Consider the following 14,159-nt stretch of genomic DNA (forward strand, 5'->3'; position numbering starts at 1 on the left):
TTACTTCCCGTTCGCTTTGTGTGACAACTCCAACTCGAACGCGAGATGCTGAAACCAATCACAGAACCGGAATTAAGTGCAGCATCGGCGCATTGAGTGGCATATTTGAGCGTGCGTCAACAGAAAGTGCAAAACATTCGGAGCGTGGTCGATGGGAAATCAAAGTCGAAGAATCACCAACAGGCGGCGTCGCTCCGGCATTTCCACGCGCGGCTACAGCGTGCTCGAAAATCGCAGGTTGCTGGCTGTATCAGTGACTCTGGAAGGAAGTGTGCTGACCATCGTTGGTGATGGTGTCGCGAACGACGTTTTGGTAGAAGACAATCCCGTCGACAACACCTACGACGTGACTCTGGATTTCGAAGTCACCGAAACTCCTGTCGCATCCTTTCCTCAGGCGTCTGTCGATTCCATTGAATTCACTGGACGTAGCGGCGACGACATCATGCGGAACTCGACCAGTCTGCCGATGCTCGCCTACGGCAATGCAGGAGACGACACATTCTTCGGTGGCCAGGGCATCGATCGCATCTTTGCTGGCAACGGTGCAGACATTCTGTTTGGCTCCGACGGAGAAGATATTCTCAACGGCAATGACGGCCACGACGCGATCTATGGCGGTGACGGCAATGACCTGATCAACGGCGGCCCCACCAATGATTCGATCTTTGGCGGTGCGGGAGACGACGTAATCTACGGTGAACGCGGTGACGACGTGATCTTCGCGGGCGATGGAAATGATACGGTCTTTGCATTCACAGGCGAAGACACGATTTACGGTGATGGCGGAGACGACTTGCTGTATGGCCAAGCCGGCGATGACACCATTTTCGGCGGGGACGGCGCCGACCGGTTGCGTGGCAATCCGGGAGCCGACGATCTCGATGGCGAAGAAGGAAATGACTTCGTCAAAGGTGATCAGGACGACGACATCATGGAGGGCGGAGATGGCAATGACACCATGCATGGCTGGACCGGCAACGATCGCATGACCGGTGGCGCCGGCAATGACCTGATGTACGGCCAGGACGGCGACGACTATATGAATGGCAACGATGGAAACGATGTCGTTCGCGGCGGCAATGACAATGACCGTCTCTACGGCGACGCGGGTTCAGACATCGTTCGTGGCGACGCAGGACTTGACGGAATGGCGGGCGGCATCGGTGCAGGTGTTGACCGACTGTTTGGGAACGATGGAGCAGATCGTTTCCTGACGGAGTCAACGGACTTGATTATGGACGAAGTCGGCGAAGATGCCGTGCTGATTTACGAGAATAGCGACTCAGACTGGACCGATGCTGAAATCGAGTTAATGGATACGGCGCTGGAAGTCATGCATCACAGGACGTTGAGCACGCTGCTGCTTACGGATTCGATGACGTCAGACAATTTGACTTTCACCAAAGTCGCTGAGATCGCTGGCACTGCGTTTGGTTCGAATACACTCTCGGACAACGGCGGCGTTTTCACGCGGTCAATTCAGTTCGAGGAATTCGACGAAGAAGGCCTGTTTGACAAGTCCGATTTCATGACTTCGGTCTACGTGCAGATTGCGCGCAACTGGAATACGTCGCAACAGTTCCAGCAATTGGGCCTGATGGGATCCCCGACTTCGTTTGAAGATTTTATGGCGTTGAGCACGTGGACCCCGGAATCGAACGGAGATCCTGGCATCTTTTTCGAGTTGTCCAACGACGGTCAGTGGTACTACGACTCGTCTTCTGAATTCACTTTCTCAAACGATGATTCCGACCCGGAAGACAATCCGTGCGAAGATTTCGCCACGACGTGGGAGTACTACTTCGACCGCTACTCAAGTGGCAGCAGTCCTATCGGCATGCAGGACAAGTACGATTTCTTCGACGCGTTGATGACGTTCGGTGATTCGTAAGGTTACAGCCCGAGTGCCGCATCCATGTTGGCAGAGACTTCCTTGAGTCTGGCCATATCCCCCCCGCCGACTTCTGCCGCAGCATAGCCGTAGAAGTTGATTTCAACGAGCGCTTTGCGGACGTCCGCCCAGTCCAAATCGCCTTCTCCAATTTTGGTGAACCTGTTTTGTTCTCGCGAGAAACCTTTCAGGTCCAATTTCACGATTCGTTTCCCGAGCTGACGAATCCAGTCACCCATGCTGCCGTATTTCCAATGGTTGCCGATATCGAACTGCATTCCGACAAACGGTGAGTTAAACGCATCGACAAACTTGACCAGCCGCTCAGCGGTCTGATTTGAATCTCCGTCGTGATCGTAGTGCATGCGATTCCATACGTTTTCGATCACGATCGTGACGCCATGTTTTGCAGCCGTGGGCAAAGCTTTGGAAATGTTCTCGATTGCTCTCGCATCAATTTCCTCTGGCGTGCCGTCTTTGCCATGCCCGGCAACCAGCAGAACGGTCGTGCCACCAATCGCATCCGTCTGCTCGATTGCGTCGATGAGATCTTTGAGGGCAGCCGCTCGCATGTCAGCATCAGGACTGGAGTGCGTCAGCTTCCAGTGTGAACCGCAGACGGTGCCGTCGACAGGCAGGCCACTTTCGGCGACGGCTTTATTGGCATCTTCGACCGAAACGTCGCCTGAAAAACGCAGCGGAGAATCGAGCTCAATGGCAGCAAAGCCTGCTTCTTTGGCAGCTTTAAACTTGTCGGTCAACGTTCCCTCAACACCGACCATGTTGTACTTGAGCGTTTTATAGATTCGATCACCAAGTGCAATGTCCTGCGAAATCGAATGCATGGAAGTGCGACGGAAACTTGCTGGAACTGGTTTGACCGCGATCCCGGTTGCGGCGACAGCGGACGATGTCAAAAACGTTCTGCGATTCATGATGGAGCCTATAACTGGATATTGATAACTTGATGATACCAAACGCCGCGAGTTCAATGTGGCTGCGGCGTCTCGCCGCAGTGTAGCGAGTAAACAAAAACTGCGGCGGGACGCCTCAGCCACGAAGACTACACATCAAGCTGATATTCAACGGCACGCAAACGAAACTGGCCTTCAGGCACACCGGCCCTCTCTGGATTCGAGCGAATGTAAGCCTGAATTCTCAACAGCTCTTCAGCATCGCGAACAATGTGATCATGCGATTCCTTCATCCACACCACCCCCTTTTCTTTCAACGCAGCATTGATTGCATGGGCACTAAAACTCTTCACTGAATGCAGAATGTCTTCAAGCTCGTACCTCCCAAGCGGTGTCAACAATGCATGGACATGATTCGGCATGATGACCAAGTCTCCGCACTCAACCCTTTCACCATGGAAGTGAGTCATTGCGTCGAATACGATCAAAGACATATCTCGATTTCGCATTATGCAATCGCCGTGAGATCTATCGAGTTCATTGAAGAGCTTTGACGAAAACGCTCGGCAGAACATCAAACGATCGGCCTTGCTGAGTTTCTTTATTACGTCAGAGTCGTCACTACATTCGCCAACGCGATGTTGCAGCCAAGCACGCTTTTCCAGCGTCCATTGATCAAGAACTCCTTGCGGTACGGAATCAGCCAAACGAAAAGTGACGAAATAGGTACAGCCGGTTTGACGCCAGTGAGGCAAAAATCCGTGGTAGTAAACTCGACCTTCACCATTATCGTCAAATGGTTGAAATCGAAGTTTCTCTATCACGATTCGACTCCGAAATTGTGGCTGTTGCGTCTCGCCACAGTTTGAAAGGATGCACTGCGGCGAGACGCCGCAGCCACGACTTTTTAATATCCCAATACTGGCGAAAGCCAACGCTCAATCTCTTCGACCGATTCGCCTTTGCGTTTTGCATAGGCCTCAACCTGATCCTTGGTCACCTTGTTAACCGAGAAGTAGCGTGACTCCGGGTGAGCGAAATACAGTCCACTGACCGCAGCACCTGGCCACATGGCGAAGGACGAAGTCAGCGAAATTCCGGTCGACTCTTCGACGTTCATCAAATTCCACAGCGTTGCTTTTTCCGTGTGATCGGGGCAAGCCGGATAGCCAGCCGCAGGACGAATGCCACGATACTTTTCCTTGATCAGTTCTTCATTGGAAAGCCCTTCTCCGGCGCCGAATCCCCAATCCACGCGGGCTTGCTGATGCAGCATCTCGGCGAAAGCTTCCGCCAAACGGTCAGCCAGAGCCGAAACCATGATCGCGTTGTAGTCGTCCAAATCTGCACGGTACCTGGCAGCCAACTCATCGCATCCGTGCCCCGTCGTGACCGCGAAGCCTCCGATGTAGTCCTCTCGTCCGCTGTCGACAGGCGCGATATAGTCCGCGAGCGATCGGAATTGATCGATGCCTTTGCGCTGCCACTGCTGACGAAGCATGTGGAATCGAGTCAGCTCTTTGGAACGCGTTTCATCAGTGTACAGAATGATCGAATCGCCTTCGCTGGCCGCCGGCCAAAAGCCATACATGCCGCGAGCCTGCAGCAGGCCTTCTTTCGTGATCTTGCCAAGCATTTCCTGGGCATCAGCGAAAAGTTTTTTGGCTTCGGTTCCAACAACTTTGTCTTCGAGGATCTTGGGGTACTTTCCGTGAAGCTCCCAGGACATAAAGAACGGAGTCCAGTCGATGTATTCGGAAATCTTCTCAAGCGAGACCGAAGAATCGCCTTCGCTGCCGGAAGTCCACGCATCGTTGGCGACTGAGCCCAGAGTTTTGGTGCCCGTGAACGATGGCTTGTTGATTTCGACGCTCGACCAATCGGTGGCGAAACGTTTTTCGAAAGCTTCGGCGCACGGAATCAACGTCATCTGACGCTCCTGATATCCGGCGACCAGCTTATCCTGCAACGCCGCGTTCTCGGCCATGAATTCCTTTTTCAGATCCTGATTGATCAGACGATCGACAACGCCGACGCTTCGCGAAGCATCCAAAACATGGATCACGCCGTGTTCGTATTGAGGCGCGATGCGAACAGCCGTGTGCTTGTCGCTTGTTGTCGCTCCACCGATTAGCAGCGGCATCTTCATGTCCAGCCGCTTCATTTCCTTGGCAACATAAACCATCTCGTCGAGGCTTGGCGTAATCAAACCTGACAGTCCGATCATGTCGACATCATGCTTAACGGCTTCCTCAAGAATCTTGTCGCAGGAAACCATGACTCCCAGGTCGATGACTTCGTAATTGTTGCAGCCAAGCACCACGCCAACGATATTTTTGCCGATATCGTGCACGTCGCCTTTGACCGTCGCCAACAAGATTTTCCCGCGGAAGCTCTGACTCTCGACACCCGCGTCGATCTTTTCCTGCTCCATGAACGGCAGCAAATGAGCCACGGCTTTCTTCATCACACGAGCCGACTTCACAACTTGTGGCAGGAACATTTTCCCGCTGCCGAACAGATCGCCAACGACAGCCATGCCGTCCATCATCGGGCCTTCGATAATCGAAAGGCAGCGGTCGTACTTCAAGCGGGCCTCTTCGGTGTCGTCGACAACATATTTGTCGATTCCTTTGACCAGAGCATGCGAAAGGCGTTCTTCGACCGTGCCTTCGCGCCACGTCAGATCTTCCTGTCGCTTCTTGCCACCCTTGCCGCTGGCTTTGACGGTTTCGGCGAATTCCAAAAGTCGATCGGTGGCGTCAGGACGTCGGTTGAGCAACACATCTTCGACATGTTCCAGCAAGTCCTTGGGAATCTCCTCGTAGATCTCAAGCTGCCCCGCGTTGACGATTCCCATATCGAGCCCGGCCTTGATCGCGTGGAACAGGAAGGCCGCATTGATGGCTTCGCGAACGACGTTGTTACCGCGGAAGCTGAACGAAACGTTAGACACGCCGCCGGAAACTTTTGCACCCGGGCAAACTTTCTTGATCTGTTTCGTGGCTTCGAAAAAGTTGACCGCGTAGTTGTCGTGCTCCGACATTCCGGTGGCGATCGTCAGAATATTCGGATCGAAGATGATGTCTTCGGGAGGAAAGCCGACTTGCTGCGTGAGGATATCGTAGGCCCGCTTGCAAATGCGAACTTTTTCGTCCGCTTCAACGGCTTGGCCATCTTCATCGAACGCCATCACGACGGCAGCGGCACCGTAGCGGCGAACGAGTTTGGCTTTTTCGAGAAAGTCTGCTTCGCCTTCTTTGAGGCTGATCGAGTTCACAATCGCTTTGCCCTGAACGGCGCGAAGACCGGCCTCGATGACGGACCATTTCGAACTGTCAATCATGATCGGCACCGCGGCAATGTCTCCTTCGCCGGCGATCAGACGCAAGTACTTGGTCATGGCTGCTTCGCCATCAAGCAACGCGTCATCCATATTGATGTCGATCACCGCAGCGCCGCCTTCGACCTGGTCGCGGGCGACTTCGATGGCTTCTTCGAACTGTTCTTCGCGAATCAGTCGGGCAAACTTTCGAGAGCCAGTAACATTCGTCCGTTCACCAACCATCAGAAAGTTCGCGTCTTCCCGCATCGTCAGCGGACGAGCGCCCGAAAGTCGCGTTAGCGGTTTGATATCGTTTCGTTTGTGAGGCGAGATTCCTTTGACGGCTTCCGAGATGGCTTTGATGTGAGCCGGCGTCGTGCCGCAGCAACCTCCGACGATATTCAGCCAACCTGACTCGGCCCACTCTTTAATTATGACGGCCATGTCTTCAGGTGAAAGATCGAACTCGCCCATCTCATTGGGCTTTCCAGCGTTAGGATGGCAACTGATGTAGGAGTGCGATATTTTCGACAACTCCTCGATGTCCGGTCGCATATTTTCAGGGCCAACCGCGCAGTTCATGCCGACGCTGAGCATTGGGAAGTGTGATACGGAATTCCAAAACGCTTCGACAACTTGACCTGACACAAATGTAGCGTTGTCTTGAAAGCAACCTGAAACCATCACCGGAATTGAATTGCCGCTGTCCTCGAAGTACCTCGCGATCGCGAACAAACAGGCTTTCAAATTCAACGTATCGATCACCGTTTCGGGAAACAGAATATCGACGCCGGCCTCAACCAGGGCTTTCACCTGAATGTAATACGAGGCTTCCATTTCTTCGAAGTCCGTATTGCGAAACGCCGGATCATTGACGTCGGTGCTGATCGCAGTCTGCTTTGACGTCGGCCCGATCGAGCCGGCAACGAACCGCGGTTTGTCCGGAGTCAGTGCCGTGAACTCGTCGGCTGCCTTGCGAGCATTGGCAACGCCAGCAAAGTTAATCTCGCGGACGATTTCTTCAGGGAATTCAAAATCGCTCAGACCGACCAGGCTCGCCTGAAACGTATTGGTCTCGATAATGTCGGCTCCGGCTTCGAGGTACTGACGATGCAGCCCCGTGATCTTTTCCGGGTGTGTCAGCCCGAACACATCGGTGCAGTTCTTCAAATCGTGGTGCCAATCCTTGAAGCGTTCGCCACGGACCTCTTCTTCAGACAGGCCCAGCCCAAAGATCATGGAACCCATAGCTCCATCGAGGATCAGGATCTCCTGCTCAAGGCGTTTGAGAAAAAGTTCGGTACGATTAGTTTGAGTTGCGATCGACACGGCGTTTCACGATAGGGGTTCCAGGCAAAAACCCTGCATCGGCACGAGCAGCTATCATTCCGCGAAAAAGCGACGGAAAATCCGCCAAACCCCGGAAAGGCTTGCGCAAAAGATGGCTCGAACGAATATTGCAGGCGTGGCGGCGTGACGAGACTTCGAGCGTGCACACGAGAAAAAAGCTGAGAGCATTTTAGCCCTCAACGGCTGATTGCTCAAGAGTTTACCTCCCAGGAGCCGATAACCTAACCCGTATAACCGCTTCAAGAACAAGGGTGACGGCATGTCTTCCTCGACCAATCCCAAGCCCGTATTCCGCCAAACACGAGGCTCAAAGGCCGCTATCATCCGACCGGTGAACCGTCGGGATGGTAAACAGACGTTCGTGCGAATCGACATGGCAGAAAATGCTGTCAAACCGAATGCACGAGCGTTGCAGCTTGAAGACTACGTGGCTCAAATCCGCACTGCCGCCGAACAGCCGGTTCAGACGCCTGAGAATCAGCCTGCTGACGTTGCCGCAGAATCGCAACAGACGCCTTCGCCAGCGGCTTCGATCGTCGACGATATCGCCCAGCAGCAGAAAACGGCAACCGCCGAACTGACTCACGCGGATCACGTGGATGTGTTGCGAGCGGTGGCAAAGCTGGATGCTGGCTACCAGTGGATCGCCGAAAACAACCGCAGTGCGGCTACAGAGAGCAACGACATTGGAGCCCGCGTCGCGGCAGCGCCAACAGCCGCTGACACCACGATTGAAGCTTCGGTTCCGCAAACCACGACTCAGCCTTTGTCGCAGGATCTGGTCAATAGCATCGCAACAGCGATCGCTTCCGTTCTGACAGACCAACCAGAAAGTAGACTGATCCAGAAAGTCGAAAACGGCACGACGGATCCAACCAGCGGCTCAACGGCAGATTCGGTTGAAGACGAAACGCTGCGTCTGTCGCCTGAATTACCAAGGCCTGAATACACGTTGCCGGTATCCGAGCACAGCTTTGTTGCTCGTCAGAACAAAATGCCTCAGACCAAAGCGTCTCAGACCGAAACTCCTGCAGCGACGCACAAGGTTTCGCTGACGGCGGCGGCTTGGGATGTGCCGAAATTCCGCTGGCCAAAAGTCTCCGATCAAATCCTGGCGATCGACGGAATTGTGAACGGACTGGCCGACAACTGCCAATCAATCCTTTCACCTTTCGGGAAAACGATTGTTGTCACGGCACCGACGCGAGGACAAGGCACGACCACGATGTCGATTACATTGGCTCGAACCGTTGCCGCCAGAGGCAAACGAGTGTTGCTGGTCGACGCCGACATTATGCAGCCCGATCTTTCAAAAACGATCGGTATCGCAGGCGTTAACTGGTACGAGAAAAAGATCGCTCAGGAACCCGTTGGCGAATGCATTGTGTACGGAAAAGAGTCAAAAATCTGCGTGATGCCACTTAGCGGCCCGGTTGCCAACGTCGCTCCTTACAGTGCTCCGATTTTCGATGTCCTTGAGTCGCAAATTGACAAGGTTCGCAGTGAGTTTGATTTAATAATCGTCGATGCCGGACCTGTTTGGCAAATCGTTGACGAAATCAGCAGCGACAGCCATCTGGTCGATGTCGCGATGCTGGTCAATCAGGACACGTATTCCAATGGCTTTGCCGAGGCACGTGAGCGATTGATGGACCGCGGAATCTTCAAGTTCATTGCCGCCCAGAACTCAAGCGCCCGCCGCGCGGGCTAGGCACTGTTTGGTAAATGTGAGCGCCTTGCCGATCATGTTTGGCCGCGTTGATGACATGAAAATCAATTTGTCAAACAGTGCCTAGTACTACAGCGCTAGGTTGAACCCCAGTAGCATCGTTTGATTTTGCTTACTTTGATGCCAATTCTCCGGAGTTTTTTGCGAGTTCTCTTGGCGTGTGATCGTGTTGCTTTTGCGTTTCGTTGTTGGTGGTACTGAATCGTAGCGGCAACCCGGTCCAGTAGCGCCGACGATGCCCGCCCCTTAAGCCACCAAGTCTGGACCAGTGCCGATACGGCGTCGTGAACCTGATAGACGGTGAACCCTGATTTTTTTTCCCCCGAGCTTTTCTCGCATCTTCGTCAAGAACAGGTAGCTTACGCACGACAGAATCATGTGTCGTTTGAGCCCGAGATACTTCCGGCCCTCCCAGGCGTCGAGTCCAATGTCCTGCTTTTGATCCTGGAAGCAACGTTCGACATGCCAGCGGCTGAAGGCAACGAGCAACAACTTTTGAACGCTTGTTGCAGCCGGCGCGTTGCTGAGAAAGTACTTGATTTCATCCGGCTTGAGTGGGTTACGAGCCACCAACAAGTGCCAACGCTTGCTCGAAACACACTTGCCGTCAGGACGATAGATCATCGCATGCTTGACTTCCCAGACCATGGGACCTTTATCTCCATCTTTGACGCGATAACGCTCCCATGACTGATTCGTGAACCGCGTGGATTCTTCCAGCAGTTTGCGAAACGGCTGAGCTTTGGGATTGTCTTTGGCAACTCGCGCACCTTTTTGCGGCCGACCACGACACGGATCTTTGGGAGGATGTTGGAGCCCGGGTTTCTTGATCCAGCCGGTCATTGAAACTGGAACCTCGCCGATGAATAACTGTGCTTTGGCATCAAGAGCTCGTAAAAACGGGCCTTTGGAGCCGTAGCCTTCGTCAAAGGTGATCCACTCAAACTCCAGACCGTTGGACAGCGCGCGATCGTAAAGCTCCAGTGCGATCTTCCACTTTGGCTGATACACCATTTCGTCGGGGATCCCGGCAACGCGACAACGCTCGCGATCTTCAGACCAGCTCTCAGGAAGGAACAACTCACCATCAAGCAAGCAGTGAAAGTCATCCTGAGCAAAAGCAAGATGAACCGTCACCATGCAGTTATCGGTCTTGCCAACCTTGCCACACCACTGACGCTGAACGCCAGGCGTCTTGGTGCCTTTCTTGACATCGCTCGTTTCGTCAAACACGCCGATGGCACGCTTGCTACCGCGCTCCGTTGCCACCATCTGTTGCAGACGATCTCGCACGGCGTCTTCATTCCATGCGTATTGAGCAAGAAACTCCTGAAGCGTGCGAACGGGAACTCCGGCAGCCAGTGCAATGGGCTCAACACTCTTGCGAGCAAGGTTTGATAGCTGACCCTGAACATACGTTGGCATATGAGCACGGGTATCTTTTCGACTAAAACAATCGGAGAACCGATTCAGAAAACGTGTCAAAGCTGGTTTCATCTGACGAATCCAAGTACCATCCATCAAAGCACCTCCTTGTGCATGAACGATATAGAATCCCAAATTTCAACTAATTCTCAAACATCAACCTAGCGCTGTAGTACTAGTTAGTAGCGTTTCCATGAAAGAATCGGCCATCGCGTGGTTTGCTCTGGCCATCATCATTGGCGTCGGGATCTATCTTCGTGCGGACGCCGTCTTTGAGCCAATGTGGCTCGACGAATGCCACACGGCCTGGACGGTCGATGCTGATTCGCTGTCGGTCGTCGCTGGTCGGGCCGCGGACGGAAACCAACCGCCGCTGTATTTCGGACTGGTCTGGGCGACGACTCAACTGCTGGGCATGAGCGAGTTCGCGTTGCGACTGGTTTCGCTGTTGGCCGGGAGCAGCTTGCTGATTGTTGCTCCATGGTGGGCGCGAACGTTGACGAACCGATGGAGTGCGGCATTCCTGGTCGCTGGCTTGATCGCTTTCGACGGACAGTTCATTTTCTACGCCAGCGAAGCAAGGTCGTATGCTCTGGTCCAGCTAATTGGCTTGCTGCAGGGAATGGCCTTCTGGAAAATACTGTTCGATGTCGAAGCGCCGAATACGCAATCTGCTGCGAAGCAATCGCTGATTTGGAAAATGCTCGTTTGGACGTCGTTTTCGATCGCGCTGCTGTTCTGCCATTACACGAGTGCGTGGATTCTGATCGCCGAAGCAGTTTTTGTAGTACTGGTGGCTTGGAAGCGCCGCCAATTTCCGCTCGAATTTCTGGTCGCAGGCATCGTGATCTCTGTCGCGATGGCTCCCAATTTCTGGAACATGTCGACCGTTTTTCGTCGCAGAGCCAACTGGGATTCGGTCTCTTCGACTGCTCAGCTTTGGCAAGACGTGGAGCCGTGGTTGGTGCATTGGATGCTGGTTCCGATCGGATTCGCGTTTGCCGCATGGCTTTTTGGCTTCATTCAACCGTCAACGCGATTCGATTCAGCAAGCAACTCAACGGACCAGCCTCTCGAACCGAATGGCAAACAGTTTGGTTGGCTGTGGATTTTCATTTGGGCGATCATCGGCCCGCTTGGCATCGCTGCGGCACATTGGCTGAACATTGCTCCGATGGCGCTGGTTCGCTATTCGATTGTCTGCTGGGTCGCGATTGCGTTGTTTGCGACTTTCCCTCTCAAACAGTGCTCGCGTCGACTGTCCTGGATTGTCGCCGTCGTCATTCTCGGAAGCAGTTTTTTCGGAAATTGGTGGGTGCAGGAAGTCGTTCAGTTTCGGCAGCCTCCTCGATTTCGCAGTGAGGACTGGGTTTCAACTGTAAGCCAATTGGCGGAATCCGATTCGACGCAGCCCATCTTTCAGTTTGCAGACGTCATTGAAGACATCGACGCAGTTGCAATAACCGACCCTCGGTTCCAAACCTACCTGCAATTCCCGATCCTGGGCGCTGACGCAGTCCGTGCTCCTGACCGGAACCGGCTGGCGGAAAGTCATCATATCGCAGCACTTCCAACCTGGAATCCTCAGTTTACCAACGACCATTTGGATTGGATCCGCGAAGCAAAAGGATGCTGGTTTATCGTCCGCGGCAACCTCGACTACGCGGTCATCATTCCAGGCGAACTGGAAGGCTATTTAAAACAGTCGATCGAGTTCAAATTCATTCCCAACGATCGAATGCCGGATAGCCAAGTCCATTTGATTCGTGTGAGACTGGTCGACGACGTCGAAGCCGCTCAGTAGTGGCTTCAAGATCGACGACGCGACTTGGACTGCCACTCTTCCCAATACGCGGTAGCGGTTTCGAGTATCAATTCGAGCGGAATTTCGCGGCCCGAATCGAGCCGAACGGAACCGCAAGGCGAACTTGTTTCCAGCACGCCACAATCGGTGAAAACGCGACAAACTTCGCCGTCCATTTCCGCATTCAGAATTCCCGGACACTGCTCAACGATCGCGGCAAAGTCAGCAATCCGATCGGTTTCATCGGTGCAAGAGTAGGGTAGAAACGAGAACTTTTTACACTCGGAAAGCGTCACCACAAAGTGCTCGCCAGGCTCGGAAAATCGTTTTCGCAGATACTCGATACCGACGAACACCGTCACGGTTCCGGGGATCGAACCTTCGACTTGATCGATACATCCATCGTGAAAGACGTCCCAAATGGTTGGAAAGAATGGCTCCATCTGGTCAACGCAATCGCGTTACGACTTTCTGCAACACGTCGAAAAACTCCGTCACCTCGTCCTCGGTGTTGTACAGATAAAAGCTCGCCCGACAGCTGGATTTTAACCCCAGATAATCATGCAGCGGCATCGCACAGTGGTGCCCGGCACGAATTGCAATGCCTTTTTGATCCAGCAAAACTGAAACATCTTGCGGTGAAACTCCTTCGATCACAAAGCTTACCAAGCCGCTGCGATCGTCCGCGGATGGTCCGAGAATTGTCAGACCTTCGATTGCCTGAAGCCGGTCATACGCGAGCTTCGTCAGTGTGGCCTCGTGAGCCGAAATCGCAGCCAGACCGAGGCCTTCGAGGTACTCAACGGCCGCGCCCAAACCAATCGCCTCGACGATCGGCGGAGTTCCCGCTTCGAATTTTGCAGGCAGCTCACCAGGCGTGAAGCCGTCGATCGTGCAGTCGCTGATCATACTGCCACCGCCGTGAAACGCTGGAATGGATTCGAGCAGTGCTCTATTCCCCCACAGGATTCCAATCCCCGACGGCCCCATCATTTTGTGTCCTGAGAAAGCCACGAAGTCCGCGTCCCAGGCTTGCACATCGGTAGGCTCATGAGGAACTGACTGCGCCGCGTCGACAACCAGAATCGCGCCGGCGGCGTGAGCCAACTGCGCGACTTTTGGAACGTCCACGATCGTTCCCAGCACGTTCGAAATCGCCGCGACCGAGACAGCCTTCGTTCTCGGACCAATCATGGACTCAAGGGCGTTCATGTCGAGGTTGCCGGAGGCATCGATTGGCGCAAACTTGACCACCGCGCCGGTTCGCCGGGCCAACTGTTGCCAAGGCACGATATTGGAATGGTGCTCGAAAATCGTCAGCAGGATTTCGTCGCCTTCTTTGACGTTCGCGTCGCCCCAGGAACGCGCAACCAGGTTCAGCGACGCAGTCGTGCCAGCGGTAAAGATGACTTCCGCGTCTTCCGGTGCATTAATGAAACGCTTGATCCGCTGACGAGCTTGCTCATACTGATCCGAAGCCTGTTCGCTCAACCAGTGAATGCCGCGATGCACGTTCGCGTAAGTCGTTCGGTAGCATTCGTCCATCGCGTCGATAACGGAATTCGGTCGCTGCGAAGAAGCCCCGCTGTCGAAATAGATCAAGGGCTTCTGACGATGGATCGTCTGCTGGAGAATCGGAAAGTCCTTGCGGATCGATGCGACGTCGAATTCTTTTTCAATGGCAGATGTCATAAATGAGTTGACTCACTCGCTTGCGA

General features: G+C 53.8%; 9 protein-coding genes. 3 read left to right on the forward strand and 6 right to left on the reverse strand.

All coding sequences use genetic code 11. The features are described from left to right. Positions 1-151 precede the first annotated feature (151 nt). Positions 152-1,894 (forward strand): calcium-binding protein, encoded by a 1,743-nt coding sequence (locus tag MFFC18_RS19115; protein ID WP_075084658.1) that lies wholly within the window; start codon positions 152-154, stop codon positions 1,892-1,894. A 2-nt stretch (positions 1,895-1,896) separates the two neighbouring features. Here the strand turns inward: MFFC18_RS19115 and MFFC18_RS19120 are convergent, their stop codons facing one another. The 3 genes from MFFC18_RS19120 to metH all read right to left on the reverse strand — a co-directional run bounded on the left by MFFC18_RS19120 (position 1,897) and on the right by metH (position 7,456). Then, the gene (locus MFFC18_RS19120; RefSeq protein ID WP_075084659.1) at positions 1,897-2,829 is read right to left on the reverse strand and encodes a sugar phosphate isomerase/epimerase family protein; all 933 of its coding nucleotides are present in this window, start codon (positions 2,827-2,829) and stop codon (positions 1,897-1,899) included. Between the two features lie 128 nt (positions 2,830-2,957). Next, positions 2,958-3,632, reverse strand: a complete 675-nt coding sequence (locus MFFC18_RS19125; RefSeq protein WP_075084660.1) for a transposase — start codon at positions 3,630-3,632, stop codon at positions 2,958-2,960. Between the two features lie 83 nt (positions 3,633-3,715). Continuing rightward, positions 3,716-7,456, reverse strand: a complete 3,741-nt coding sequence (gene metH, locus MFFC18_RS19130; protein WP_075084671.1) for a methionine synthase — start codon at positions 7,454-7,456, stop codon at positions 3,716-3,718. A gap of 286 nt (positions 7,457-7,742) precedes the next feature. On the opposite strand from metH, the gene MFFC18_RS19135 reads away from it, so the two are divergent. Continuing rightward, the gene (locus MFFC18_RS19135) at positions 7,743-9,194 is read left to right on the forward strand and encodes an AAA family ATPase (RefSeq protein ID WP_075084661.1); all 1,452 of its coding nucleotides are present in this window, start codon (positions 7,743-7,745) and stop codon (positions 9,192-9,194) included. A 264-nt stretch (positions 9,195-9,458) separates the two neighbouring features. Here MFFC18_RS19135 and MFFC18_RS19140 read toward each other — a convergent pair whose 3' ends face one another. Then, positions 9,459-10,733 carry an IS701 family transposase gene (locus MFFC18_RS19140; protein ID WP_148618854.1) on the reverse strand — a complete coding sequence of 425 codons (1,275 nt, stop codon included), beginning with the start codon at positions 10,731-10,733 and terminating at the stop codon, positions 9,459-9,461. 97 nt (positions 10,734-10,830) lie between these two features. Here MFFC18_RS19140 and MFFC18_RS19145 point away from each other — a divergent pair, with 97 nt between their 5' ends. Then, the gene (locus tag MFFC18_RS19145) at positions 10,831-12,441 is read left to right on the forward strand and encodes a glycosyltransferase family 39 protein (RefSeq protein ID WP_075083428.1); all 1,611 of its coding nucleotides are present in this window, start codon (positions 10,831-10,833) and stop codon (positions 12,439-12,441) included. A gap of 5 nt (positions 12,442-12,446) precedes the next feature. On the opposite strand, the gene MFFC18_RS19150 is transcribed toward MFFC18_RS19145, so the two are convergent. Together MFFC18_RS19150 and MFFC18_RS19155 are read right to left on the reverse strand one after the other, a co-directional pair. Then, positions 12,447-12,884, reverse strand: coding sequence for a hypothetical protein (locus MFFC18_RS19150; RefSeq protein WP_075083429.1), 438 nt, complete (start codon positions 12,882-12,884; stop codon positions 12,447-12,449). A 4-nt stretch (positions 12,885-12,888) separates the two neighbouring features. Further along, positions 12,889-14,133 (reverse strand): aminotransferase class V-fold PLP-dependent enzyme, encoded by a 1,245-nt coding sequence (locus MFFC18_RS19155; RefSeq protein WP_075083430.1) that lies wholly within the window; start codon positions 14,131-14,133, stop codon positions 12,889-12,891. Between the last annotated feature and the right edge of the window lie 26 nt (positions 14,134-14,159).

It is taken from the genome of Mariniblastus fucicola (assembly GCF_008087665.1).
GTDB classification, from domain to species: Bacteria; Planctomycetota; Planctomycetia; order Pirellulales; family Pirellulaceae; genus Mariniblastus; species Mariniblastus fucicola.

Bases quoted from the DNA above. Each gene is read 5' to 3' on its own strand.
- MFFC18_RS19115 (WP_075084658.1), top strand. From the start codon at position 152: ATGGGAAATCAAAGTCGAAGAATCACCAACAGGCGGCGTCGCTCCGGC.
- MFFC18_RS19120 (WP_075084659.1), bottom strand. From the start codon at position 2,829: ATGAATCGCAGAACGTTTTTGACATCGTCCGCTGTCGCCGCAACCGGG.
- MFFC18_RS19135 (WP_075084661.1), top strand. From the start codon at position 7,743: ATGTCTTCCTCGACCAATCCCAAGCCCGTATTCCGCCAAACACGAGGC.
- MFFC18_RS19140 (WP_148618854.1), bottom strand. From the start codon at position 10,733: ATGGATGGTACTTGGATTCGTCAGATGAAACCAGCTTTGACACGTTTT.
- MFFC18_RS19145 (WP_075083428.1), top strand. From the start codon at position 10,831: ATGAAAGAATCGGCCATCGCGTGGTTTGCTCTGGCCATCATCATTGGC.
- MFFC18_RS19150 (WP_075083429.1), bottom strand. From the start codon at position 12,884: ATGGAGCCATTCTTTCCAACCATTTGGGACGTCTTTCACGATGGATGT.
- MFFC18_RS19155 (WP_075083430.1), bottom strand. From the start codon at position 14,133: ATGACATCTGCCATTGAAAAAGAATTCGACGTCGCATCGATCCGCAAG.